Consider the following 23,186-nt stretch of genomic DNA (forward strand, 5'->3'; position numbering starts at 1 on the left):
GCCCCCCTCCCCACCGGTTTTTTGTTTGCCGCCCCCCCGGTTTCGGGTTTTCCCCCGCAGGGGGGGGGGGGCCCTCGACTCTACAACGGCTACATGTGAAATGTTATATAATTACATTTTATCGTAGCCGTCCCTTCCCATGAAGACTCCCACCCTGGTGGCCGCCCTCGCCGCCGCACCGTTTGCTCCTGAAGCTTTCGCACAGTCCGCCGACGCCGCGCTCACTCTCGGCAAGGTGCAGGTGCACCAGCACGGCGAAGGCCAGCTCAGTGCGCATCAGGTACTGACCTCGGTGGACGTCCTGGGTGCAGACCAGATCGAAAACCGCAACGTCTCGCACAGCTGGGAACTGCTCGGGCAGATGCCCGGCATCCAGCTCACCGAAACCCGGCAGGGCGCCGAATCGGGCAAGGTCAGCTTCCGCGCCTTCAACGGTGAGGGCTACCTCAATGCCATCAAGACGCTGATCGATGGCATCCCCAGCAACGTCAACAGCGGCAACCAGCGCTTCATCGACATGCTGTTCCCGCTGGACATCAGCTACATCGAAGTGGTGCGCGGTACCAACGACCCGCGCTACGGCCTGCACAACATCGGCGGCAACGTGAACTTCGGTACGCGCCAGGGTGGCAGCTACACCGATGCGCGCCTGGCCTACGGCAGCTATAACACCCGCGATGCGCAGCTGGCAGTCGGCCGTGAAGGCAATGGCTTCGCGCAGAACTATTTCGTCGGCACCCAGGCCAGCGACGGCTACCGCGACCACGACACCTCGAAGAAATATTCGCTGGGCGGCAAGTGGTTCTACGGCTCGCTGGACGACGGCCTGCGCGTGGGCCTGACCGCCCGTGCGTACCACCACGAAGCCGACGAACCCGGCTTCATGACCGCCGACGAGCTGCGCACGCACCGCCGTGGCAGCGACCTGCGCAACGGCAACGATGGTGATGACCGCGACATGCGCCAGCTTGCCGCGCACCTGGACATGAAACTGTCCGACGCACTCACCCTTGGCACGCGGCTGTACTACAACCGCTACGAAGACGACCGCCGCGTGACCTTCAGCAACCTGCCCACCGGCAACCTGCCGCGCCAGCGCCGCGTGTGGGACGAGCGGCAGCATGGCCTGCTCAGCACGCTCACCTGGCAGGCCAGCCCCACGCTCACCGTCGAAGGTGGCCTGAACTACGAGCAGCAGGACAACGGCTACCTCCGCGAGCGCTACGCCTACGCCGAACCCACTGATTTCAGCCAGCCGCCAGCGCGGGTGCAGAACAACGATCGCCACAGCTTCGACAACTGGGGCGCCTACGTGCAGGCCGTCTACCAGCCCGTCCAGGCCTGGAAGATCGTGCCGGCCTATCGTATCGATCGCTTCAGTGGCCGCACCCACCTGATGAACGGCGTCAGCGGCCGCCTGCAGGACTACGGCAGCATCGGCCAGCCCAAGCTGAGCGTCATCCACAGCCTGGGCCAGACCACCCATGTCTACGCGAACTGGGGCCGCACCTTCCAGGTGCTGACCGGCTCCACCGCACCGGCCTACCTCACCCCGGGGCAGGCGCCCCTGCAGCCGTCCACCAACACCGGCATGGAGCTGGGCCTGAAATTCCAGCCGTTTGCCGGCAGCCAGGCACGCCTGGCGGTGTGGCAGCAGGACGCGGAAAACGAGGTGTCCAACATGCCGGCCACCGGCACCACGGTCACCCTGGGCAAGACCCGCCGGCGCGGGGTGGATGCGCAGTTGAGCCTGCAGCTGGGCGACGACTGGACGGTATGGGCGTCGCACGCCTACCAGGAAGCGAAGATCACCCGCGACGACCGCGATGCCAGCATTTCCCTGCAGGGCCGGGAAGTGGCCGCCACCCCGCGCCACATCAGCAATCTGGGCGTGGACTACCGCGCCACGGATGCGCTGCGGCTGGGCCTGCAGGCGCGTGCACAGGGCGATTACTACCTGGAAGAGCGCAACGTGGCCGGCAAGTTCGGAGGCTTCGCCGTGCTCGACCTCAGCGCGGCCTACCAACTCACCCCGCGTTTCAGCGTGGACCTGCAGCTGAAGAACGTGACCGGCCGCGAGTACGCCTACGCCTGGTACGACAGCTTTTTCTGGGACAGCGCACGCCCGATGTTCTCGCCGGCCCCGGGCCGCAGCGTGTTCGTCGGCCTCAACATGAAGCTGTAACCGGCCACGCATGTGGTCGTGGTCGAGCTTGCTCGACCTGCGGCAGGGGTCAGAGCCCTTTCCAGGCGGAAAGGGATCCGACCCCGGACCCCGCAGCGCATGCGGTCAGATCCCTTTCCGCGAGGAAAGGGCTCTGACCCCGAACCCCGCGTTTTGCACTACATTGGTGCAATGTCCGACCCCTCTCCCCCGCCGTCCCTCGATGCCCTGGGCACGCCGCTGGCCTGGGCCGGGGCCGATGGCCGCATCATCGGCTGCAATCCGGCCTTCGGGCGCTGGCTGGGCGTCAGCGGGCGCCGCCTGCTGGGCCAGCCATTGGCCGCACTGGAAGTGCAGGGTGAGGCACTGGCCCATTTCCTTGCCCGCGATGAGCGCGACAGCCTGCGCCTGAACCGGCTGGCGCTGGCGGTGCCCGGCGAAGCGCCGCGCTTCGCCGAGGGCTGGATGAGTCGCCGCGACGATGGTGGCTGGCTGCTGGAGGCGCATCCGGTCGATGAATTCCCCGGGCTGGACCCGACCCAGGCCCTGCCCAGCGCGCTCAGCGCGGCGCTGAAGGGCTTGGCCCACGAGCTGCGCAACCCGCTGGCCGGGTTGAAGGGTGCGGCCCAGCTGCTGGCCCGCCGCGCGGCCCAGCGCGAGGCCAGCGAACGCGAGCTGATCGAGCTGATCGGCTCGGAGATCGAGCGCCTCAACGGCCTGCTCGACCAGCTGCTGTCGCCGGCCCCGGCCGCACCGCACGCCGAACTGAACATCCATGCCGCGCTCGAGCGCGTGCTGCGCCTGGCCGAGAACGAGGCCGGCTGGGCGGTACGCCTGCAGCGTGACTACGACCCCAGCATTCCCGAATTCCATGGCGATGCCGACCGCCTCACCCAGGCGGTGTGGAACCTGGTGCGCAACGCGATCCAGGCCGGTGCCGGCGGCATCACCCTGCGCACCCGCGTGGAGCATGGCGTGCGCATCGCTGAGCAGCTGCACACGCTGGCGTTGCGCCTGGAGATCGCCGACGACGGCCGTGGCGTGCCGGAGGAACTGGCCGAACACCTGTTCCTGCCCTTGGTGAGTGGCCGCGCCGAAGGCACCGGGCTGGGCCTGGCGCTGGCCCAGCAGGTGGCGCGCGAGCATCGCGGCACGCTCACCTACCGCTCGCGCCCGGGCCATACCGTGTTCACCCTGCTGTTGCCGATCGGCAACGGCGCCGCCCCGGCCGAGGAGGCCCCGCGCGATGTCTGAGTTCCCCACCACCGCGCAGCGCATCTGGGTGGTCGATGACGATCGTGCCGTGCGCTTCGTGCTGTGCACCGCGCTGCGCGAGGCGGGCTACCAGGTTGTCGATTTCGACAGCGCTGCGGCTGCCCTGCAGGCCCTGGGCGAAGGCGCGCCGCCGGCGCTGCTGTTCACCGATGTGCGCATGCCCGGCGACGATGGCCTGGTGCTGCTGGACAAGCTCAAGGCCGCGTTGCCGCAGCTGCCGGTGGTCGTGATGTCGGCCTATACCGATGTGGCCAGCACGGCCGGTGCGTTCCGCGGCGGCGCGCATGAATTCCTGTCCAAGCCGTTCGACCTGGACGATGCGGTGGCATTGGCGCAGCGGGTACTGCCGGCGGTGGCGCCCGCGCTGGCCGCTCCCAGCCCCGCCACCGAAGCGCCCAGCGACCAGCCGCCGCAACTGGTGGGTGATACGCCGCCGATGCGCGCGCTGTTCCGCGCCATTGGACGCCTGGCGCAGGCACCGCTGGCGGTGCTGATCACCGGCGAGACCGGCACCGGCAAGGAGCTGGTGGCCAATGCGTTGCATCGCGAATCGCCGCGCGCGCAGGGTCCGTTCGTCGCGCTCAATACCGCTGCAATCCCATCCGAGCTGCTGGAAAGCGAGTTGTTCGGCCACGAGGCCGGTGCCTTCACCGGTGCGCAGCGCCGCCATATCGGCCGCTTCGAGCAGGCCAACGGTGGCACGCTGTTCCTTGACGAGATCGGCGACATGCCGCTGCCGTTGCAGACCCGGTTGCTGCGCGTGCTGGCGCAGGGCGAGTTCTTCCGCGTCGGTGGCCGCGAACTGATCCGCGTCGATGTGCGCGTGGTGGCCGCCACCCACCAGGACCTGGAAGGGCTGGTCGCGCAGGGGAAGTTCCGTGCCGACCTTCTGCATCGCCTGGACGTGGTGCGCCTGCAGCTGCCGCCGCTGCGCGAGCGCCGCGAGGACATCGCACAGCTGGCCAGCACCTTCCTGGCCGCCGCCGCACGCAGGCTGGACACGCCACCGAAGCGCCTCACCGCCGCGGCGCTGCAGGCGCTGCGCGAACACGACTGGCCGGGCAACGTGCGCGAACTGGAAAACGTGTGCTGGCGGATGGCCGCGCTGGCCGCCGCTGACACCATCGGCGTGGCCGACGTCGATACCGCGCTCAACCGTACGCGCGGTCGTCGCAGCAGCACCACCATCGCCGATCCGGGGCAGTGGGAAGCGCTGCTGGCCGAATGGGCACGCCGTCAGCTGGCCGAAGGTGTGGAAGGGCTGCACGCGCAGGTGCGCGAGCGGGTCGACCATGCCCTGCTGGAGGCCGCTCTGCAGATCACCCACGGCCGCCGTGCCGAAGCCGCGGCCCGCCTGGGCCTTGGCCGCAATACCCTTACCCGCAAGCTGGGCGCCGGACGCCGCCGCGGGGGCCATTGAACGGTCCCTGCACGCGATCCTCGCGCCCGCTTGCCGAACCGTTGATCGTTCATGGACGATGCAATGCTTAGTGTCACCTGCAAGGAGTCTTCGATGCGTCTGTCCTTTGCCATCCTGCCGTTGTCCGCCGCCGTGCTGCTGTCTGCCTGTGGCAGTGCGCCGAAGAAGGCCGAACCCACGCCGCCACCGCCGACCGTGGTCAGTGCTGCGAAGCAGGGCGAGGCCAATCTCGCGCCGGCCTCGGCCAGCATCGTCAGTGGCCGCATCGCACTGATGGTGGAGCCTGGTGGCATCCACATCACCGGCCTGGTCGGTGGCCTGCAGCCGATGCAGCAGGCGGGCTTCCACATCCATGAGCGCGGCGACTGCAGTGCAGTGGATGCCAGCAGTGCCGGCAATCACTTCAATCCCGGTGGTGCTGCGCATGGCCGCGCCGGTACCGGCAAGCACCACCTGGGCGACATGGACAATCTGCGTGCCGATGCCCAGGGCCGCGCCAACGTCGATATCCACCTCAAGGGGGTTACCCTTGGCGGAGGCGCCGCCACCGATATCGCCGGACGTGCACTGGTCGTGCATGCCAACGCCGACGACTATCGCAGCCAGCCCGCCGGCAATGCCGGCGTCCGCATCGCCTGTGGCGTGATCCGGGTCGTCCGCTGATCACTGCAGGCATCATCGAGGGAGAGATTCCAATGCGTCTGATCCACACTTCGCTGTTTGCGGCCATCGCCGCGCTGGGCCTGGCGGCCTGCAACCAGCAGCCCGCCGCGCCGCAGACTGAAACCCCGCCGGCCGCGCCGGCTGACGGCGCCACCACCGAGCCGGCTGCAGCCCCGGCACCGGCGGCTGCACCGACGGGCGATGCTTCGGCAACGGCCGAACTGGCACCGACCCAGGGCAACGAGACCAAAGGCAGCGTCACCTTCAAGGTGGTTGATGGCAAGGTCCACGTGACCGGCCAGATCACCGGCCTGAAGCCGGGCAGCGAACATGGCTTCCACATCCACGAGAAGGGCGACTGCAGCGCGCCGGACGGCATGAGCGCCGGCGGTCACTTCAACCCGGGCAAGCAGGATCACGGCAACGTCGCCACCGATCCGCACCACGGCGGCGACATGCCCAACATCAAGGCCGACGACAAGGGCGTGGCCACCATCGACGGCCCGGTGTCGAGCAACGTCAACATCGGCAAGGGTGATGATTTCGACATCATCGGCCGCGGCCTGATCGTCCACGCCGATGCGGACGACTACAAGACCCAGCCGACCGGCAACGCCGGCGCGCGCCTGGCCTGTGCGGTGATCCAGAAGGCCCCGTAAGAAACAAAGAACGCCGGCGCAAGCCGGCGTTTTTCTTTGCATCGCTTTCTGTAGAGCCGAGCCCGCGCTCGGCTGCTCTTCCGGCGGCCTGAGCCGAGCATGGGCTCGGCGCTACAGCAATACGCACGGCGGTCGCGCCCCGGCGAAACGCAATTGCACGGTAGCGCCGGGCCATGCCCGGCGGTGCGGATCCGCAGATCAGCGCGCCAGCAGCTCGCGCGCGTCCTGCCCGGCCTCGCAGTGCACGAACAGTACCGGCACGCCATGTGCTTCCAGCACCGCAGCCATCTGTCGCTGGCGCATCAGGAACTGCTCGTAGATGCCCTTCAGGCGGTCGCAATCGTTCTTGCTGTGGCTGTAGTGCGCGCACCAACCGGCCGGGTCGAACAGCGCCATGCGTGCTTCGCCATGCGTATAGCGCAGCAGCGGCTCGGGCGCGGCATTGAGCCACTCGTCCTCGCCCGGCGCCATGATCGCGGTCTCGATCAGCGGCCACAGTGCGGCCAGGCCCTGGTTGTCGTACTGCATCGACATCATCGCGGCCAGGTCGTTCACGGTGAAATAGCGCGCGTGTTCGATGCGGGCACCGAAGCTGTTCTGTGCCATCAACGCGGTGTCGGCATGCGCCATGCCGTTGGCCAGCAGTGTTTCTTCCAGCGCATCGGCGACCGCGTTGGTGGTGGCCACATCGCTGCCGGTCAGCAGGAACGGCACCACGCGCAGGCCACCGCCCACCAGCGTGGCATCGGCCTGGAACGGCAGTGGCACGTCACCCTCGGCATCGGTACCAAAGGCCAGCAGGCGCGGGCCCTGGTTGCGGCCCGGGGCGCGCATCTGCAGTTCTTCCAGGCGGCGATGGATCGGCCAGCCCGGGCGCAGCACCTCGGCCGGGTCGAAATGGGCGGCGGCGAACACCAGGTCCAGCTCGGCCACCTGCGGCACCAGCTTGGACAGGTCGCGGCCGACGCGATCGGCCAGTTCACCGGCCTGTTCGGCGCTGAGTACCGCCTGGCGGGGGATTTCACCGCCGGCCAGTTCCAGGGCCAGCACGCCAAGGGCATTCATCGCGGGGTCGGGTTTGCTCATGGTTCCACGGTTGGCCCATCACAGGGCGGCAGCTACACTTGGCTCCATTATGCCTGCTCCGTCGTGCAGGCCATGTTGCAGACACCCTCATCCATGCCAGGTATCTCCATGCCCAACGCTCGTCCCGTCGCCATCCTCGGTGGCGTCCGCATTCCGTTCTGCCGCCAGAACACCGCGTATTCGGATGTCGGCAACCTCGGCATGTCGGTCCGTACGCTGGGCGCGCTGGTCGAACGGTTCGGCCTGCATGGTCAGCAACTGGGTGAAGTGGCGATGGGCGCGGTGATCAAGCATTCCAGCGACTGGAACCTGGGCCGCGAAGCGACGCTGTCTTCCGGCCTGTCGCCGCTGACCCCGGGCATCACCCTGCAGCGTGCCTGCGGCACCTCGCTGGACAGCATCATCACCGTGGCCAACAAGATCGCACTGGGCCAGATCGAATCGGGCATCGGCGGTGGTTCGGACACCACCTCCGACGTGCCGATCGTCTACGGCAAGAAACTGCGTGCGCGCCTGCTGGCGGCCAACCGCGCCAAGAGCACCGGCGACAAGATCCGTGCGCTCACCTCCGGTTTCAAGTTCTCCGAGCTCAAGCCCGAGTTCCCGGGCGTGGCCGAGCCGCGCACCGGCAAGAGCATGGGCGACCACTGCGAGGACATGGCGAAGGAGTGGAACATCTCGCGCGACTCGCAGGATGAGTGGGCGGTGTCGTCGCACAAGAAGCTGGCCGCGGCCTACGAGCGTGGCTTCTTCAACGACCTGATCGCACCGTTCCGTGGCGTCGAGCGCGACAACATCCTGCGCCCGGATACCTCGCTGGAAAAGCTGGCGACGCTGAAGCCGGCCTTCGACAAGGTTTCCGGGCGTGGCACGCTCACCGCCGCCAACTCCACCCCGCTGACCGACGGTGCCGCTGCGGTACTGCTGGCCAGCGAAGAGTGGGCGCGCGCGCATGGCCATGAGCCGCAGGCCTACCTGCGTGACGCACACGTGGCGGCAGTGGACTTCGTGCATGGCGAAGGCCTGCTGATGGCACCGACCATCGCGGTGCCGGAGATGCTCAAGCGCAACGGCCTGACCCTGCAGGACTTCGACATCTACGAGATCCACGAAGCCTTTGCCGCGCAGGTGTTGTGCACCCTGCGTGCGTGGGAGAGCGAGGATTACTGCCGCAACCGCCTGGGCCTGGACGCGCCGCTGGGCCGCATCGACCCGGACAAGATCAACCTGCTGGGCTCGTCGCTGGCCACCGGCCACCCGTTCGCCGCTACCGGCGCACGCGTGATCGCCACGGCAGCCAAGCAGCTGGCCGAACGCGGCGGTGGCCGCGCACTGGTGTCGATCTGCACCGCCGGCGGCATGGGCGTGGTGGCGATCGTCGAACGCTGAGCATCACGGTAGTGCCGGCCGCTGGCCGGCAGCGCTGGTACGAAAACGCCGCCCAATGGGCGGCGTTTTCGTTGGTTGCTCCGGTGGGTGCCGACCGTTGGTCGGCACACCTCAGCCATGCTTACGGCAACCGCGGGTTGCCGAACTCGTCGCGCTCTTCGTTGGCGTCATACACCGGCGGCTGTGCAACGATGGGCTGCTCCTCCACCGTGGTGCGCAGCGGCGTCTCGGTGCCACGCACCAGTTCCACGCTGTCCTCGCCGCGCTGCAGGCGCAGCGCATTGGCCAGGCACTGCGCGGCCAGCGCGTGTTCGCCACGTTGCGCGAACACTTCACCCAGCGCTTCCCACGCCGGTGCACCGGCGCCCGCGGCGATGGCCTCGTGCAGGAACGCATCGGCGGCATCCCATTGCTGCTGGCCCAGGGCCACGCGGCCCTGTGCCAGGCGCAGCGCGGCCGAGCCGTCATGCACGTTGCGCCAGCGCGCCAGATTGGCCTGGCGGGTGGCCAGGCGCTCGGCCGGCAGGCGGCCATACAGCGCCACCAGTTCGTCGTCCCAGCGATGGTCCAGGGCCTGTTCCAGCGCCAGCAGCGCCGGCTCGTCCCAGTTCAGGGCCACCGCGCGGCTGGCATACGCGCCGACCACGTCCGGGGTGGGGCGCAGCGCCTTCGGCGTGGCTTCCCACTGCGCGGCCAGCGCGTTGACGTCGGCCGCTTCCAGCAGCGCCTGTGCGGCCAGGCGTGCTTCCAGTTCGCTGTTCGCGTCGGCCGGCAGCACCTTGCTCTGGCGCAGTGCACCCAGCTGGCCATACGCCTCGTGGGCGCGGCCGGCCTGTGCCAGTGCTTCGGTGCGCAGCCACAGGCCGCGCGGCGGCAGCGGCTGGATCGCCGCTACGTCCAGCGCATTGATCGCATCGACCGGCAGATCGCGCGCCAGCAGCTGTTCGGCGCGCAGCAGCGCCTGCAGGGTGGCGTCGCTTTCACCCAGGCGCTGCAGCAGCGCCTCTCCGGCGGGGCCGTCGGCCCGTGCCTGCGCGCTGCGCACGGCGGTGGCCAGTGCCACCGCGCTCACTTCCGGGTCTTTGGCGGCGCCGTCCAGCAGCTTCTCCGCACGCTGCCACTGGCCATGCTCGTAGGCCTGCAGGCCGTCGATCAGGCGCACCCGGCCCTGCTTGCGGCGGTAGCGGCCCCAGGCACGGAACGGTGCAGCGATCAGGCTCCACAGCAGCCACAGCACCAGCACCGTGATCACCGCCAGCAGCGCTACCTTCGGCAGGTTGCTGTGATAGTCGTAGCCGCCGTAGCGCAGGGTCACTTCGCCGAAGCGGTTCAGGTCATCGGCGCCGAGCCATTGCGCGGCGACCACGCCGATGGCCACGGCCAGCAACAGCACGACCAGGGATTGCAGGGGTTTCATGCGGGCTTACCTCCGGTCGGTCTGGGTGCGCAGTTGTTGCAGGGTGCTGCCAAGGACAGCGTCGTTGGCCTGCAGCGGCAGTTCGCGCAAGGCCTTCAGTTCAGCACGTTGCGCGCGCAGGGCCGGTGAATCCGGCCAGCGCCGCTGTGCCCACTGCTCCACGCGGTCCAATGCGGTGTTGCGGCCCGCGCGGTCGCCGCGCTCGATCGCGGCGCGCGCCAAGGTCAGTTCCAGCTGCAGCGCATCGTCGGCGTTGCGCTTTTCGGCGGCAGTCAGTGGGCCGTTCTGGCGGCTCGGGGTGATGTCCACGAACGGTGCCAGCGTGGCCTGCCACCAGGGCTTGGCGGTGCTGCTGCCGGTCGTACCGGTGATCTGCGAGGGCAGGCCCTGCAGCGCCCGGGCCACAGCATCCAGGCGCTGCAGCGACTGCACGCGCGGGCCGCTGCCGAGCGCATCCAGTGCCTCGCGCTCCTGCACCAGCGCCTGGCGCAGGTTCAGGCCGTCGGCATCGGGCAGATCGGCCAGCGCGGTGGCGGCCTGTGCATACAGGCGGCGTGCGCCGTCCACGTCGTCGGCGTAGTTCAGGCGCTGAGCAGCCTGGGTCAGCAACAGCTCGGCCTCATCGCGCTGCACCGCTTGGCGGCCCTGGTTGGCACTGTCGGCCAGCTTGGCCACGTTCTCTTCCAGCAGCGCGCTGCGCTGTGAGAGTCCCAGCATCTCGTCGCGCAGCACGCGGTTGGTGGTCGCCGCATCCTGCAGGCGTTGGCTGGTCGCGCGCTGGTCACGGCGCAGCGCATCCAGCGTGGCCTCCAGGCCCTTCAGCTGTACGGCCGTGGTCTGTGCCTGCGCCTGCTGTTCGCGCTGTTGCTGCTGCCAGACGTACCAGCCGGCATAACCGCCCGCGCCGAGCACGACCACGGCGGCCAGCGGCAGCAGCCAGCGCACGGGTCGATGGGGTGGAGGTGCGGGCGGAGTATCGTTCATCGGGCTTCCTTGTCGGCAACGTCGCCGGTCGGGGTGCCGGCAGGCTGCGTTGTGCACAGCATCACCGTTGCCGACGACAGCGGCAAGCGTGATCCACGTCCCTGTTCAGGTCGCTGCCGGGACGGTGAGCGTGGCGTGTGCGGCCGCCACCAGCTGCGCAGCGGTGGGGCCGGCGCTGCGTGTGATGCGCTGCAGGCCGAGCGCCTGCGCCTGTTCGCCGAGGCGGTCACTGGCAACCACCACGCGGGCAGACGCCCGCAGGCGCTGCTGCCCGGCCGGCGAAAGCTGTTGCCAGAAATGCTGCAGCGCTTCGCCACTGCTCACGGCCAGTACCCACGGCTGTGCTGAATGCGCCAATCGCGCCAGCGTTCGCGGGGGCAGTCGCAGCAGGCGACGCTGGTAGACGTCGGCACGTTCGATCGTGGCGCCCGCCGCCTGCAGCTGCGCGGCAATCAGGCCACGCCCGCCGGGCGCGGTCACCAGTCCGATGCGCAGGCCGCGTACGTCGGCCAGCACCGGCATCGCCAGCAGCCCCTCGCTGTCCATCCGCTGCGGCGCGTGCACCTCGGTGATGCCGTGTGCCCGCAATGCGCGCGCAGTGCCTTCGCCCACGGTCAGCCACGGGCTGCGCTGCACGTCGGCCAGCGGCAGCAGGGACGCGGCTGCGGCAACGGCGGCCGGGCTGGTGAACACCACCCGATCGCAGTTCAGCGCGCGTTGCAGCTGGCGCACCACAGCCGTGCCATGCAGGCGCTGCAGGCGCCAGGGCGCCAGGGCCAGGACATTCCCGCCCAGCCCGGCAACGGCGCGGCGCAGCGCCACGTTCTGGCCCCGCGGGCGCAGCGAGATCAGGGTCCAGCGTGGGCCGGAACGGGTGGCGCCAGTGGGTATCGTATGGTCGACCATTGCCTGCATTATGCGGGCCCTTCGTTGTCGTGGTCGCTGCTCCGATGTCCGTTGATGCCCTGACTTCCTCGTTGGCCGCCCTGCAGGACGTGCTGGACTGCATGCCGGCGGTGCGCGCCATGCAGATCCAGCTCGACGGCTATGCCGATGGCGTGCTGCGCATCACCGCGCCGCTGGCGGCCAACGTCAACGACAAGGGCAACGCCTTCGGCGGCAGCCTGGCCTCGGTGCTGACCCTGTCCGGCTGGGCCCTGGTCAGCCTGCGCCTGCGCCTGGCCGGCCACGATGCCGAGGTCTATGTGGCCGACAGCAACCTGCGCTACCTGGCGCCGGTCTATGAGGACCTGCATGCCCACGCCGAAGCGGCCGAAGCCACCGGCTGGGACGCCTTCCTGAATACCTTCCGGCAGCGCCGCAAGGCCCGCATCAGCATCATCGCCACCCAGCCCGGCGCCGATGGCAGGCCCGCCGCCGAGTTCAGCGGTCGCTTTGTTGCCTTCGCCAAAGGGTAGGATGGCAGGCTGACGTTCTGGGGAAACCACCGATGCGCCGCCTCATCCAGTTCCTGATGTATTCCCTGCTGCTGGCCAGTGCCGTGGCCTCGGCCGACGACCTCAGCCGCAAGCAGCGCAAGCTGCTGGAAGAGACCCAGATCGCCTACGGGGCGACCATCCGCTGGGGCAGCATGGACGATGCCATCGGCTACCTCGACCCCAAGCTGCGCAAGGAAAAGCCGCCGACCGAGTTCGAGCTCAACCGTTACGCGCAGCTGCGCGTGTCGTCCTATCGCGAGCGCAGCAGCGCCTCGCTGGACGGTGGCCTGGTCGAGCGCCGGGTGGAAATCGGGGTGATCAACCAGAACACCCAGGCCGAGCGCACCGTGGTCGTGGTCGAGCGCTGGCGCTGGGACCCGGAGGCCAAGCGCTGGTGGCAGACCGCCGGCCTGCCGGACCTGTGGAAGGGGCAGTGACGGGCCGCGTCCGGCTTGTGCGACAATCGGCGCCCGCTTAATCGACCCGTGACCTGAGTGAATTACGAAGAGTTGCTGGCCTTTGCAGGCCGAAACCCGATGCTGTCCGCGGCCCTGGTCGGCCTGACCGTGGCCATCATCGTCACCGAGATCCGCCGCCTGTTCCGGGGCTTCAAGGGCATCAAGCCCGCCGAACTGACCCAGCTGATCAACGCGGGCGGCACGGTGGTGGTCGACCTGTCGGCCAGCGGTGACTTCGAGAAGGGCCACATTGCCGGCAGCCGCAATGCCCAGGCCAGTGCCTTCGGCCCGGAAAACAAGCTGGTGGCCAATACCAAGCAGTCGCCGGTGGTGCTGGTGTGCCGCAGCGGCAACGCCTCGGAAACCGCCGCCAAGGCGCTGAAGAAGGCCGGCTTCGAAAAGGTCTACGTGCTCGACGGCGGCATTCCTGCCTGGCAGCAGGCCGAACTGCCGCTGGTCAAGGGCCGCAACTGATTGTCGCAGGTGGCGGATCCGGCCTTGTATGGGCCGGGTCCCGCCCCCATCGCAGTAATTCGACCATCGTTTTCATTGCATTCACCTGGAGTTACTGGAAATGTCCGAAGAGATCACCAACGGCGCCGCTGCGCCGGTCGATGCCGCTACCGGCCCCGCTTTCACCGTCGAGAAGATCTACGTCAAGGACGTCTCCTTCGAGTCGCCGAACGCGCCGACCATCTTCAATGACCAGGTGCAGCCGGAGCTGCAGCTGAACCTGAACCAGCAGGTGCAGCGCCTGGGTGAGAACGCCTTCGAAGTCGTGCTGGCCGTGACCCTGACCTGCCAGGCCGGTGAGCGCACCGCCTACGTGGCCGAAGTGAAGCAGGCCGGCGTGTTCGGCCTGGTCGGCCTGGACCCGCAGTCGATCGACGTGCTGCTCGGCACCCAGTGCCCGAACATCCTGTTCCCCTACGTGCGCCAGCTGATCAGCGATCTGATCCAGGCCGGCGGCTTCCCGCCGTTCTTCCTGCAGCCGATCAACTTCGAAGGCCTGTACGCAGAAACCCTGCGCCAGCGCCAGGAGCAGGGCGACGCACCGTCGCTGGCTGACTCCGAGCCGGCCGGCAACGCCTGATTCCTGCCGCGACGTCACGGATGAGCACTCCCGCTGACAAGATCGCCGTGCTCGGCGCCGGTTCCTGGGGAACCGCGCTGGCCAGCCTGCTCGCACGGCACGGTCACCCGACCGTGCTGTGGGGGCGCGATGCTGCCGTGGTCGAGGCCATCGACCAGCGCCACGAGAACCCGCGTTACCTGCCGGGCATCCCGCTGCCGGACAGCCTGCGTGCCACCACCGACTTGGCGTCGGCGGTGCAGGGCGCGGCCTGGATCCTGGTGGTGACGCCGTCGCACGCGTTTGGCGAGACCGTGCGTGCGCTGGCGCCGCTGCGACCGCCCGGTGCCGGCGTGGCCTGGGCCACCAAGGGCTTCGAACCCGGTTCGGGCCGTTTCCTGCATGAAGTGGCGCGCGAAGTGCTGGGTGAGGATGTGCCGCTGGCCGTCGTCACCGGGCCGTCGTTCGCCAAGGAAGTCACCCAGGGCCTGCCGACCGCGATCACCGTGCACGGCGACGTACCCGAGTTCGCGCAGACGGTGGCCGAGGCGATGCATGGCCCGGCGTTCCGCGCCTACACCGGCGACGACATGGTCGGTGCCGAGCTGGGCGGCGCGATGAAGAACGTGCTGGCCGTGGCCACCGGCGTGGCCGATGGCATGCAGCTGGGCCTCAACGCCCGTGCCGGCCTGATCACCCGTGGTCTGAACGAAATGCTGCGCCTGGCCGCTGCGATCGGCGCCAAGCCGGAAACGCTGATGGGCCTGGCCGGCCTGGGCGATCTGGTGCTGACCTGCACCGGCGACCTGTCGCGCAACCGCCGCCTGGGCCTGGCCCTGGGCCGCGGCCAGACGCTGCAGGATGCCGTGCGCGAGATCGGCCAGGTGGTCGAGTCGGTGCAGACTGCCGACGAAGTGATGCGACAGGCGCGCCGTCATGGCATCGACCTGCCGATCTCCGACGGTGTGCGTGCCGTGCTGCATGGCGAGCAGACCCCGGAAGAAGGCCTGCGCGCACTGCTGGCGCGGGAACAGAAACCGGAGTATCCGGACACGCTGTTCAAGTGAATCGAAAAACCCCGGCCAGGTGCCGGGGTTTTTTGTGCGCGCCCCATCCACGAATGGCGTGGATCTACGACGGACCCCGCTTCTGGTAGCGGCCAACCTTGGTTGGCGCCCGGTAGCGCCGGGCCATGCCCGGCGGCATTCATCACCGCGCGCGCGGCCGTGCGTTGCTGTTGTCCATGTCCGATAAAATCAACCACGGCCCATCCCCCTCGCGCTTCAGCATGAGCGTGAACTTGCCGGTATCCCTCACGTTGCTGCCGTAGCTGTACGCACCAATGATGTAGCCGTGCTGCCCTCCATCGAATACGGCAACGCACGCAGCCGCAACGGACTGCCATCCCGGCCGGCATACGCGGCCTCGATCGCGCTGCGGCCGCGCATCGGCAGCTGGTTGCTCTGCAGCACAAAGCCATCTTCGGCGAACAGCGCATTAGAATCACGCGGCCGTCGATTCGGCGGACGCAGCGCAGATCAGACAAGGACACGCGATGAAGATGCGAATCACAGGGATGGCGATGATGGCCGCGCTGCTGGCAGCCTGCGGACAGGCACCGGAAAAGACTGGCGAGACTGCACCTGCTGTGGCGCCAGCGCCGACCGCCGAAGCGCCGGCCGCCGCGGCGACGGTGGTCGAGGAGGAACCGTCCGCCGAAGACGGCGTGGCCCCCGCGGTGTGGGACAGCGAGGGCGAACCGGAAGACCCGGGCGCCGGCGGCGAACTGACCTGCGCGGACAATCCGCTGGCGACCCACTTCTTCACCCTGGTCGGCGGCAGTACCGTGGACGACTGCGGCCGCAAGGACCCGAAGGTGCTGGCCGCGTTCGATGCGCTGATGAAGGACACGCAGGACGCCGAATCCACTGACAAGGATATGCCGTCGCTGCGCCAACGCCTGTTGAGCGGACCCAGCGGCCCTGGCGAGCTGCTGGTGCTGCAGGGCGAGCCGTGGTGGTTCTACACCGCCTGCCAGGCCCACGACTGCCCCGGCACCGCGTTGGCGATGCTGTACTCACCCACGCAGGCGAAGATGGTCGGCCGTCTTACCGCGCGCTGCCGTGTGTGGTGGCTGGGCGAGCCGACGGCGGAACAGCGTGAGCAGATCGAACAGCGCCAGCCACTGCAGGATGCCGCGTTGAAGGAAGACAGCGCGCTCTGCGAGTGATGTGGCGCCGGCGTCACCCGTCCGGCTGCATGCGCGCGCTGGCCTGTGCGTTCATCGTCAGGCACGCCATGATCAGCCCTTCCATCACCCGGTCGCCCACGTACTCGGCCTCCGTGCCGTTCTGGCGCACGCGCTCGGCCGCCAGCAGCAGCTCCAACGTCACGCGTTGGCCGGCCAGTGCACAGTCCGCATCGCCCAGCGCCATGCAACGGCCCGGCATCTGGTGACGCTCCGGCCAAGGTTGGCCATCGGCGGCCGCGCCTTTGCCGATGCGGTGAAGCGTGGCGATGAAGGCGTTCGGGTCGGTCGCAGCCGCGTGCTCTGAGGGCTCACCGCCAGTGGCGGACGAGCGATGCGGATGCAGGCGGGGGAAGTCCGGTGAGGTCATGGCAGTGCTCCGTGCAGGACAGACGGTAGCCGCCACGCGAAGGTGGCGGGCGGAGACGTGGCTCGAAAACCGGGAGATCACGAACAAGACCGGCAGGCGCAAGGCCTCCACGCTCCGCCCGCCATAGCCGGCAGACGGAATGCCAGCCGGCGCCACGCGGGGTGACGCCGGCTGGCAAGCGCAAACAACGTTCGTGATCTAACGGGTTTTCGAGGCCCGGCCACCGATTTTCCGGTGGCCCGCCATCTGTACCGCTGTCGCTGCGCAACGCCAATCAGACGAGTTGCAAACAGCGTTTGATCGAAGACGCTTTCAGCATTCTTGCATCCTGCTAAGCCGTCGCTGACGCAGGTGCCGCAACGTCCGTAGCAGCATGGGGAATATGCGACATGGTTCGAACTTGATGACAGGGATATGGGTACCCCACCAAGCCGATGACGACAGTGCGGAGCGAAGAACGTAGATCGAACTCGCCCCACTCTGGTTGTCAGCGCTCTTCGGGTCCTTCGTACCAAGCCTGAGTACGGTTCACGATCCGCACCACGGACAGCATGACCGGCACCTCGATCAGCACACCCACCACCGTCGCCAGCGCAGCACCCGAATGCACGCCGAACAGTCCCACCGCAGTCGCCACCGCCAGTTCGAAGAAGTTGCTGGCGCCAATCAGCGCTGACGGGCCGGCCACGCAATGCGCCACGCCCAGACGGCGGTTCAGAAGGTAGGCCAGGCCCGAAGTGAAATAGACCTGGATCAGGATCGGCACCGCAATCAGCGCGATCACCAGCGGTTGCTTCACGATCTGCTGGCCCTGGAACCCGAACAGCAGCACCAGCGTCAGCAGCAGGGCGGACAGTGACAGCGGGCCCAGCCGTCGAAGCGCACGCTGCAGCCTCGCCTCGCCGCCACGCGAAAGGATCCAGCGCCGCAGCAACGCGGCCACCAGCACGGGCACCACGATGTAGAGGCCAACCGACAACAGAAGGGTGTCCCACGGCACGCTGATCGCCGACAGGCCCAGCAGCAGTGCAACCACCGGCGCGTAGGCAACCACCATGATCGCGTCGTTCAAGGCCACCTGGCTCAGGGTGAAGTTGGCATCACCGCGGCACAGGTTGCTCCACACGAACACCATGGCGGTGCAGGGCGCGGCCGCCAGCAGGATCAAACCGGCGATGTAGCTGTCGATCTGTGCTGCGGGCAGCCAGTCCGCGAAGGCATGGCGCAGGAACAGCCAGCCCAGCAGCGCCATCGAGAACGGCTTCACGGCCCAGTTGATGAACAGCGTCACGCCGATGCCCTTCCAGTGCTGCTGCAACTGGCGCATCGCAGTGAAGTCAACCTTCAGCAGCATCGGGATGATCATCAGCCAGATCAGCACCGCAACCGGCAGGTTGACTTTGGCCACTTCGGCGGAGGCCAGCACCGCGAAGGCATCGGGCAGGACGTGGCCCAGCAGCGTGCCCATCGCAATGCACAGCACAACCCACAGCGTCAGGTGTCGCTCGAACAGGCTCATGGCAGTGGCACCGTCACTGCGCGCCGTCGGTCGGCAGCAGCTGGCCGATCCGGTCCAGCGCGTGCTGCAGCGCTTCGCGTTCAGACCACACCGATTCGGGCAGTGCGAGCAGCGCACGCAGGCGCGTTTTCACGATGGCATGGGCCAGTGCGAAGGCTGCGGCCTTGTCGGCATCGCTGCCTGCCACGGCGGCCGGATCAGGCAGGCCCCAGTGGCTGCGGATGAAGTCACCGAACACCACAGGGCAGGCTTCGGCAGCGGCCGCGTCACACACGGTGATGACCAGGTCCATCGGGGCTGCATCCACGAATTCGTCCCATGATTTGCTGCGCAGCCCGTCAATGGGCATTCCTTCGGCCTGCAACTGGGCCAGCGCGAATGGATTGACCTGGCCGGCAGGGTGGCTGCCGGCGCTGAACGCGGTGAAGCGATCACCACCCCAGGCGCGCAGGGTGGCTTCGGCGAGCACGCTGCGGGCGCTGTTGCCGGTGCAGAGGAACAGGACATTGCGGGTCATGTGGCTTCCGTGGTCAGGGAGTGGCTTGGACATGCACAGCGCGCTGGCCGGGCAGAGACTAGTGAACTCGGCAGAGCTGCGGATCGCCTCCACTATCTGCGCGCGATCGCATCCGGCATAGCCGTGCCGCGCGAACCACGGGCCTGCCGACGTTGTCAGCAGCACCAGTTCCCTGACCTGCATGCGGCGGGCCATGTCCTCGGCCGCTGACAGCAACGCGCGCCCAAGGCCGGTATTGCGTCGGTCATCGGACACCACCAGGGAGCGAAGCAGGGCCGACGCGCCGAAGATCTGCAATCCAACGGCACCCACGGGAATGCCGTCGAGGTCTGCGACGAGAAACGCCACCTCGCTGCTTTCCAGATCGGCCACGGGCAACTGCGCCTGCTGCAGAAGGTCACGGATGGAGCACAGGTCGTCGCGCGTGCCTGCACGAATCACCGGATCGGGTTTCATCTCAGCACCTGCATGCCGGTTCGGTGACCGCGCACCGCTCATCCGGGGAGCCCGCGCAGCAGTTGTGCGTCAGGTACTGGATCAAGCCGTTCATCGCATCGAAGTTGGCGCGGTAGCAGACGTGGCGGCCTTGGCTTTCGCTCTCCACCAGCCCGGCCTGCACCAGCTCTTTCAGGTGGAAGCTGAGCGTGGCGGGAGGCACCTGCAGGGCCGTGGCGATGTCGCCCGCCATACGCCCTGCCGGGCCCGCCTCCACCAGCAGGCGGAAGGCAGCCAGGCGGGTGGCATGGCCGAGGGCGGTCAGGGCAGCGATTGCATTCGACGTTTCCATATTTCTAGAATAATCGAATGAATAAGCCAATCACAAGCCTGGACCTGCCCAACCTGGCGGAATCGTCATTGCCCCAGCCCAATCATCATCAGCTCGCCGCGGCAGATCTGGGGCCGCCACGCATTCTCCTGCTCTACGGCTCGCTGCGGCCCCAGTCGTTCAGCCGCAAGCTGGCGCTGGAAGCCGAGCGGCTGCTGCGCCACCTGGGGTGCGAAACCCGGGTGTTCGATCCGCATGCGCTGCCGATGCTGGACAGCGTGGACAGGAATCACCCCGAAGTGCAGCGACTGCGCGAATGGTCACAGTGGTCGGAAGGGCAGGTCTGGGTCAGCCCCGAGCGGCATGGCACGGTCACCGGCGTGTTCAAGAACCAGATCGACTGGTTGCCGCTGGAAGATGGCAGCGTGCGGCCGACGCAGGGCAGGACGCTGGCGGTGATGCAGGTGAGCGGCGGCTCGCAGTCGTTCAACACCGTCAACACGTTGCGCGTGCTCGGCCGCTGGATGCGCATGCTGACCATCCCCAACCAGTCGTCGGTGGCCAAGGCCTGGCAGGAATTCGATGACGACGGCCGGATGAAACCCTCGCCGTACTACGACCGGGTGGTGGACGTGATGGAGGAACTGGTGAAGTTCACGCTGCTGACGCGGGGCCGGTCGGACTACCTGGTGGACCGCTACAGCGAGCGGAAGGGCGACGCGCACGCCGCGGCATTGGCGCGGGCTGCAGGGGCTACGGCTTCCTGATCCTCATGGGTGCCGATGTGAGGCACGCTCACCCGAGCAGCCTCTTCACCCTTGAAGCTGCAAGGCGGATGATCACCACATAGGCAAGCAACATGCCGGTACCGATGCCCATTACTTCGATTTCCCAGTTGCGGCGGTAGGGAGAAGGGCCCATGAAGGCCCACGCCAGAAGCACCGCCGCAATCAGCAAGGCGCTGCGGTTGGCCTTCGAAATGAGTTCATCTTCTGTCGCGCACCCCATGTTCGGATCCCAGGAACCGAGCAGCCATCCAAGGCCACGCAGGTACTCACGTCCCACGAAGAACAGGAAGACGAATACGCCACCCATCTTGCTCAGCAAAAACTGGAAGAGTGGGTCCACCGGCGGCCTCATGGACGAGGCAGACATTGCCTCGCAGGATCGTCGCAGGATGCCAGCGCGCCGCGCCTCGGGGGGCACCAGGTCTCATAGGCAGGCGGCTTTCCACGAGCAGACCGTGCATCGCGGCCGCCCCGGCGGCCGGGCAAGGCCCAGGCATGTGCCCACAACGCCCAGGGCGGACGCACAAACGCACTACTCGCCAGCGTGCTGTGCGGTCTTCTTTTCGTCGCCATCTGCGGCGGCACGGCTCTGCGCGAATTCCGGGAACGTCTTCGCGATCGAATCCTTGTCCGGCAGGATGTAGAACACGCCGCCCTTCTCGAACGTGGAGTGCACGATCTGCTCGTAAAACGCGGGTGAGACGTTGATGCAGCCGTGGGTGACGCGGTTGTCGTCTGGCGTGGGCGATGCCAGTCGTTCGGCACGCATTTCCTTCGGGCTGCCCGGCGGCAGTGGATGCATCGACACGGCGGAATCGTAGTCCACCCACAGCACACGCCCGGCATCGTCGGAGGGGCCATAGGCACCAATGAAGCGGCCCGCCGGCGTGGTGCGGTCGTGGCCGGGAATCGCGCTCAGGGCGAGCTTGGCGACGCCGGGTGCAGAATGATCGCCGATGGCCGAACCGAACAGCGCCGGCGCGGCGCCGCGCAGCTTGCCGTCGCCGCCGAAGACCAGGACCTGCGCGGCCGCCTTGTCCATGATCGCGAACGGATAGCCCTGGTTGTCCTTGCTGGCGACCACCCAGCCGGCCAGCGCGATCACTGTTTCGGAGACGCTCTGGTCGGGCGGAAGTTCATCAACGGCGGCCGCCGGTGGTGCGGGTGCGTCCTTGTCCCTGGCGTTGGCTACGCCGCTGCATGCAACGGCCAGTGCCATGGCCAGAGCGACATGGAGGGCGCGGCGCGCAGGGGAGGAGGAGGTACGAATGGGAAGGCTCCTGGCAATGCAATCCTGGTGGAAGGAGGCCAGTGGCCGGCGAGGGCCACTGGTTCCCGATACAGAGGTGGATCAATTCAAACGGTGAGGGAGCGATCAGCCGCGCGGCTTGCGCCCGACGGGTGCCCTTTCAAGCTGCTGCACGCGGCCTTCGATCTGATCCAGGCGCTGATTGGCCTGCTGTGCCGACTGGTTGGCGGACTCGGCACTCTGTGCAGCGCCCTGCACCTTTACATCGAGCTGATCGAGGCGCGAGTTGATGGTTGCGAACTCGTCCTTGTAGGTGGCACAAGCGCCAAGGCTTACGGTGGCGATGAGCGCCACAGCAAGTGCGCGGGCCGTCTTCATGTGTTGCGGGTTCAGGTTCATTGCACTCCCTCCTTCGTCTGGGGAAGCTGGAATATAGCGGCGTTTGTTCCCCACGCTGACAAGCGCTTTCAGCTGAAGTTGGAAGACGTGGAAGGGTTGTGAAATATGTTCATCAGCAAAGCTTAACGAGTGAGATCAGGCGAGCTGATGTGCACAGAGGCGATTGCCTTGCAGTTGCTTGAATCGCCCAATTCATCAGCCTGAAGACGGCCTCATTCCTGCCCGTTTTCCACTGGCCCACACGCCGGGCGCCATTCACTTGCGGCAAACAGTGCCGGCGCACTTTCCGGACGCACCGCCAGCAGCGTGGCGACGGCACCGGCTTTGTCATCGGCGCGGGCAACGTAGTCAGCGGCAATGCGGTAGCCGATCCAGTAGCCAAGATCGCCGCGGCGCGTTTCGTCGCCGGCGCCGTTGTAGAGCCATTGCGACAGCTCAGTACCAGCGCTGTCCCGGGCGAACTGGCGTTCCAGGGCGCATTCGCGGCCCTGCGTCCAACGACGCAGATGCGCGTTGGCCGGTTGCCCCGAGATCAGTTCGCCCACGTACTCGGCGCCGCCTTCAAGCAACGTCTGATAGAGCAGGGTGGGCTGCGCGACATCAACGCTCGCACCGGGCTGCTGCACGTGCACGTACTCATGGGCGATCAGGTGCACGAAACGGTCGCCCACATCGGGCTGCATCCAGTCGGCGTTGCACAGTGCCTCCAGTCCGATCACCACGCCGTCGGGCGTGGTGACACCCCCGCTGTTTCCCCGACCCACCAGCACGGTGACCGGCGGAAAACGTGCGGAGGGAAGCAGAGTGCCCAACCGATCGAGTGCCTTGGCAACCCCCTCGCGGATCTCCGGCAGCGCCGTCGCACAGGTACGTGCTTTGGCAAACAGCGCAGGTCTGCGCTGGATCGCATCTGCAAGACGATCCATCGAGCCGATACGGCTGTCAGTGAAGCTGCGTAGTGCATCCGTACCCGCATGCAGATAGCCGCGCTGCAGATCGTCGGCATTCGGCTTCCCTCCGCTTGCATCCAGCACGCTGAAGAAGCGCGTGACATCGTCGGTCTGAATCACGATGCGCCCGGAAGGGCGGGTACGCTCGGCTGCGTTGGCTACCTGCAGCATCATCGGCAGGGCGAAGAGCAGCAAAGCCCGCACTGTGCGCCGGGCATGAAGTGGAAACAGCAGTGACGCGACTGATGCGTGCGGCATGAGGAGTTCCCTGAACGCCAGCCTTATTTATACACCAGTCAGTTCAATATTCAGGGTCGATTGGCCCCCCTAACGGATAATTCACACCTGTCGACC

The 23,186-nt window shown here is 67.5% G+C and carries 25 protein-coding genes and 2 pseudogenes; 13 read left to right on the top strand and 14 right to left on the bottom strand.

Translation table 11 applies throughout. The features are described from left to right. The first annotated feature begins 139 nt into the window (after positions 1–139). The 5 genes from RCF13_RS13635 (at position 140) to RCF13_RS13655 (ending at position 6,181) form a co-directional block, all read left to right on the top strand. Entirely contained in the window at positions 140–2,185 is a 2,046-nt protein-coding gene (locus RCF13_RS13635; RefSeq protein WP_134968129.1) for a TonB-dependent receptor, read from the top strand. 171 nt (positions 2,186–2,356) lie between these two features. After that, positions 2,357–3,418, top strand: coding sequence for an ATP-binding protein (locus tag RCF13_RS13640; RefSeq protein WP_061479397.1), 1,062 nt, complete (start codon positions 2,357–2,359; stop codon positions 3,416–3,418). Then, positions 3,411–4,859 (top strand): nitrogen regulation protein NR(I), encoded by a 1,449-nt coding sequence (gene ntrC / locus RCF13_RS13645; protein ID WP_134969483.1) that lies wholly within the window; start codon positions 3,411–3,413, stop codon positions 4,857–4,859. Before RCF13_RS13640 ends, ntrC begins: the two co-directional genes overlap by 8 nt. A 93-nt stretch (positions 4,860–4,952) precedes the next feature. Then, positions 4,953–5,522 carry a superoxide dismutase family protein gene (locus RCF13_RS13650; RefSeq protein WP_049439225.1) on the top strand — a complete coding sequence of 190 codons (570 nt, stop codon included), beginning with the start codon at positions 4,953–4,955 and terminating at the stop codon, positions 5,520–5,522. A gap of 32 nt (positions 5,523–5,554) precedes the next feature. Beyond that, a complete protein-coding gene (locus tag RCF13_RS13655) occupies positions 5,555–6,181 on the top strand; it encodes a superoxide dismutase family protein (RefSeq protein WP_053497798.1) in 627 nt (208 codons plus the stop codon). Between the two features lie 198 nt (positions 6,182–6,379). Here the strand turns inward: RCF13_RS13655 and RCF13_RS13660 are convergent, their stop codons facing one another. Then, positions 6,380–7,267, bottom strand: coding sequence for a hypothetical protein (locus tag RCF13_RS13660; protein WP_134969467.1), 888 nt, complete (start codon positions 7,265–7,267; stop codon positions 6,380–6,382). 93 nt (positions 7,268–7,360) lie between these two features. On the opposite strand from RCF13_RS13660, the gene RCF13_RS13665 reads away from it, so the two are divergent. Next, a complete protein-coding gene (locus RCF13_RS13665) occupies positions 7,361–8,656 on the top strand; it encodes an acetyl-CoA C-acetyltransferase (protein ID WP_152908679.1) in 1,296 nt (431 codons plus the stop codon). A gap of 121 nt (positions 8,657–8,777) precedes the next feature. Here RCF13_RS13665 and RCF13_RS13670 read toward each other — a convergent pair whose 3' ends face one another. The 3 genes from RCF13_RS13670 to RCF13_RS13680 form a co-directional block, all read right to left on the bottom strand. After that, on the bottom strand, positions 8,778–10,073 hold the full coding sequence (locus tag RCF13_RS13670; RefSeq protein ID WP_231352436.1) for a heme biosynthesis HemY N-terminal domain-containing protein: 1,296 nt from the start codon (positions 10,071–10,073) through the stop codon (positions 8,778–8,780). A 6-nt stretch (positions 10,074–10,079) separates the two neighbouring features. After that, positions 10,080–11,057 (bottom strand): uroporphyrinogen-III C-methyltransferase, encoded by a 978-nt coding sequence (locus RCF13_RS13675; RefSeq protein ID WP_134969523.1) that lies wholly within the window; start codon positions 11,055–11,057, stop codon positions 10,080–10,082. 105 nt (positions 11,058–11,162) lie between these two features. Continuing rightward, complete coding sequence (locus tag RCF13_RS13680) at positions 11,163–11,972, bottom strand: uroporphyrinogen-III synthase (protein WP_231352441.1); 810 nt, start codon at positions 11,970–11,972, stop codon at positions 11,163–11,165. 35 nt (positions 11,973–12,007) lie between these two features. Between RCF13_RS13680 and RCF13_RS13685 the strand changes: the two genes are divergently transcribed. From RCF13_RS13685 to RCF13_RS13705, 5 genes are all read left to right on the top strand, one after another. Next, positions 12,008–12,475, top strand: a complete 468-nt coding sequence (locus RCF13_RS13685) for a YiiD C-terminal domain-containing protein (RefSeq protein WP_061479369.1) — start codon at positions 12,008–12,010, stop codon at positions 12,473–12,475. A 32-nt stretch (positions 12,476–12,507) separates the two neighbouring features. Continuing rightward, positions 12,508–12,933, top strand: coding sequence for a hypothetical protein (locus tag RCF13_RS13690; RefSeq protein WP_061479368.1), 426 nt, complete (start codon positions 12,508–12,510; stop codon positions 12,931–12,933). 57 nt (positions 12,934–12,990) lie between these two features. Continuing rightward, complete coding sequence (locus RCF13_RS13695) at positions 12,991–13,428, top strand: rhodanese-like domain-containing protein (protein ID WP_134968529.1); 438 nt, start codon at positions 12,991–12,993, stop codon at positions 13,426–13,428. Between the two features lie 100 nt (positions 13,429–13,528). After that, entirely contained in the window at positions 13,529–14,047 is a 519-nt protein-coding gene (gene secB, locus RCF13_RS13700) for a protein-export chaperone SecB (RefSeq protein WP_005407596.1), read from the top strand. A gap of 20 nt (positions 14,048–14,067) precedes the next feature. Beyond that, complete coding sequence (locus RCF13_RS13705; protein ID WP_061479367.1) at positions 14,068–15,093, top strand: NAD(P)H-dependent glycerol-3-phosphate dehydrogenase; 1,026 nt, start codon at positions 14,068–14,070, stop codon at positions 15,091–15,093. 142 nt (positions 15,094–15,235) lie between these two features. Here the strand turns inward: RCF13_RS13705 and RCF13_RS13710 are convergent. Then, positions 15,236–15,522: pseudogene (locus tag RCF13_RS13710) on the bottom strand (DUF4440 domain-containing protein); the annotation flags it as partial. 59 nt (positions 15,523–15,581) lie between these two features. On the opposite strand from RCF13_RS13710, the gene RCF13_RS13715 reads away from it, so the two are divergent. Beyond that, complete coding sequence (locus RCF13_RS13715) at positions 15,582–16,256, top strand: Ivy family c-type lysozyme inhibitor (protein WP_134968528.1); 675 nt, start codon at positions 15,582–15,584, stop codon at positions 16,254–16,256. Positions 16,257–16,269: 13 nt separating this feature from the next. On the opposite strand, the gene RCF13_RS13720 is transcribed toward RCF13_RS13715, so the two are convergent. The 5 genes and pseudogenes from RCF13_RS13720 to RCF13_RS13740 form a co-directional block, all read right to left on the bottom strand. Beyond that, positions 16,270–16,644 carry a hypothetical protein gene (locus RCF13_RS13720; protein WP_061479364.1) on the bottom strand — a complete coding sequence of 125 codons (375 nt, stop codon included), beginning with the start codon at positions 16,642–16,644 and terminating at the stop codon, positions 16,270–16,272. A 487-nt stretch (positions 16,645–17,131) separates the two neighbouring features. Next, the gene (arsB, locus tag RCF13_RS13725) at positions 17,132–18,163 is read right to left on the bottom strand and encodes an ACR3 family arsenite efflux transporter (protein ID WP_134968527.1); all 1,032 of its coding nucleotides are present in this window, start codon (positions 18,161–18,163) and stop codon (positions 17,132–17,134) included. A 13-nt stretch (positions 18,164–18,176) separates the two neighbouring features. Further along, positions 18,177–18,680, bottom strand: coding sequence for an arsenate reductase ArsC (locus RCF13_RS13730; protein ID WP_231352772.1), 504 nt, complete (start codon positions 18,678–18,680; stop codon positions 18,177–18,179). A gap of 36 nt (positions 18,681–18,716) precedes the next feature. Continuing rightward, positions 18,717–19,178 (bottom strand): annotated as a pseudogene (gene arsN2 / locus RCF13_RS13735) (arsenic resistance N-acetyltransferase ArsN2); the annotation flags it as partial. Continuing rightward, on the bottom strand, positions 19,138–19,467 hold the full coding sequence (locus RCF13_RS13740) for a metalloregulator ArsR/SmtB family transcription factor (protein WP_134968525.1): 330 nt from the start codon (positions 19,465–19,467) through the stop codon (positions 19,138–19,140). The gene RCF13_RS13740 and the pseudogene arsN2, both read right to left, overlap by 41 nt. Positions 19,468–19,484: 17 nt before the next feature. Between RCF13_RS13740 and arsH the strand changes: the two genes are divergently transcribed. Then, complete coding sequence (arsH, locus tag RCF13_RS13745) at positions 19,485–20,213, top strand: arsenical resistance protein ArsH (RefSeq protein ID WP_134968524.1); 729 nt, start codon at positions 19,485–19,487, stop codon at positions 20,211–20,213. Between the two features lie 28 nt (positions 20,214–20,241). On the opposite strand, the gene RCF13_RS13750 is transcribed toward arsH, so the two are convergent. The 4 genes from RCF13_RS13750 to RCF13_RS13765 all read right to left on the bottom strand — a co-directional run bounded on the left by RCF13_RS13750 (position 20,242) and on the right by RCF13_RS13765 (position 23,090). After that, the gene (locus RCF13_RS13750) at positions 20,242–20,574 is read right to left on the bottom strand and encodes a hypothetical protein (RefSeq protein WP_231352443.1); all 333 of its coding nucleotides are present in this window, start codon (positions 20,572–20,574) and stop codon (positions 20,242–20,244) included. A gap of 192 nt (positions 20,575–20,766) precedes the next feature. Continuing rightward, the gene (locus RCF13_RS13755) at positions 20,767–21,453 is read right to left on the bottom strand and encodes a hypothetical protein (protein WP_134968523.1); all 687 of its coding nucleotides are present in this window, start codon (positions 21,451–21,453) and stop codon (positions 20,767–20,769) included. A 156-nt stretch (positions 21,454–21,609) separates the two neighbouring features. Beyond that, on the bottom strand, positions 21,610–21,882 hold the full coding sequence (locus RCF13_RS13760) for a hypothetical protein (protein WP_005420910.1): 273 nt from the start codon (positions 21,880–21,882) through the stop codon (positions 21,610–21,612). Between the two features lie 212 nt (positions 21,883–22,094). Further along, complete coding sequence (locus RCF13_RS13765; RefSeq protein ID WP_231352445.1) at positions 22,095–23,090, bottom strand: DUF2268 domain-containing putative Zn-dependent protease; 996 nt, start codon at positions 23,088–23,090, stop codon at positions 22,095–22,097. Positions 23,091–23,186: the final 96 nt, after the last annotated feature.

The organism is Stenotrophomonas maltophilia group sp. RNC7 (assembly GCF_030910085.1).
GTDB lineage: Bacteria > Pseudomonadota > Gammaproteobacteria > Xanthomonadales > Xanthomonadaceae > Stenotrophomonas > Stenotrophomonas sepilia.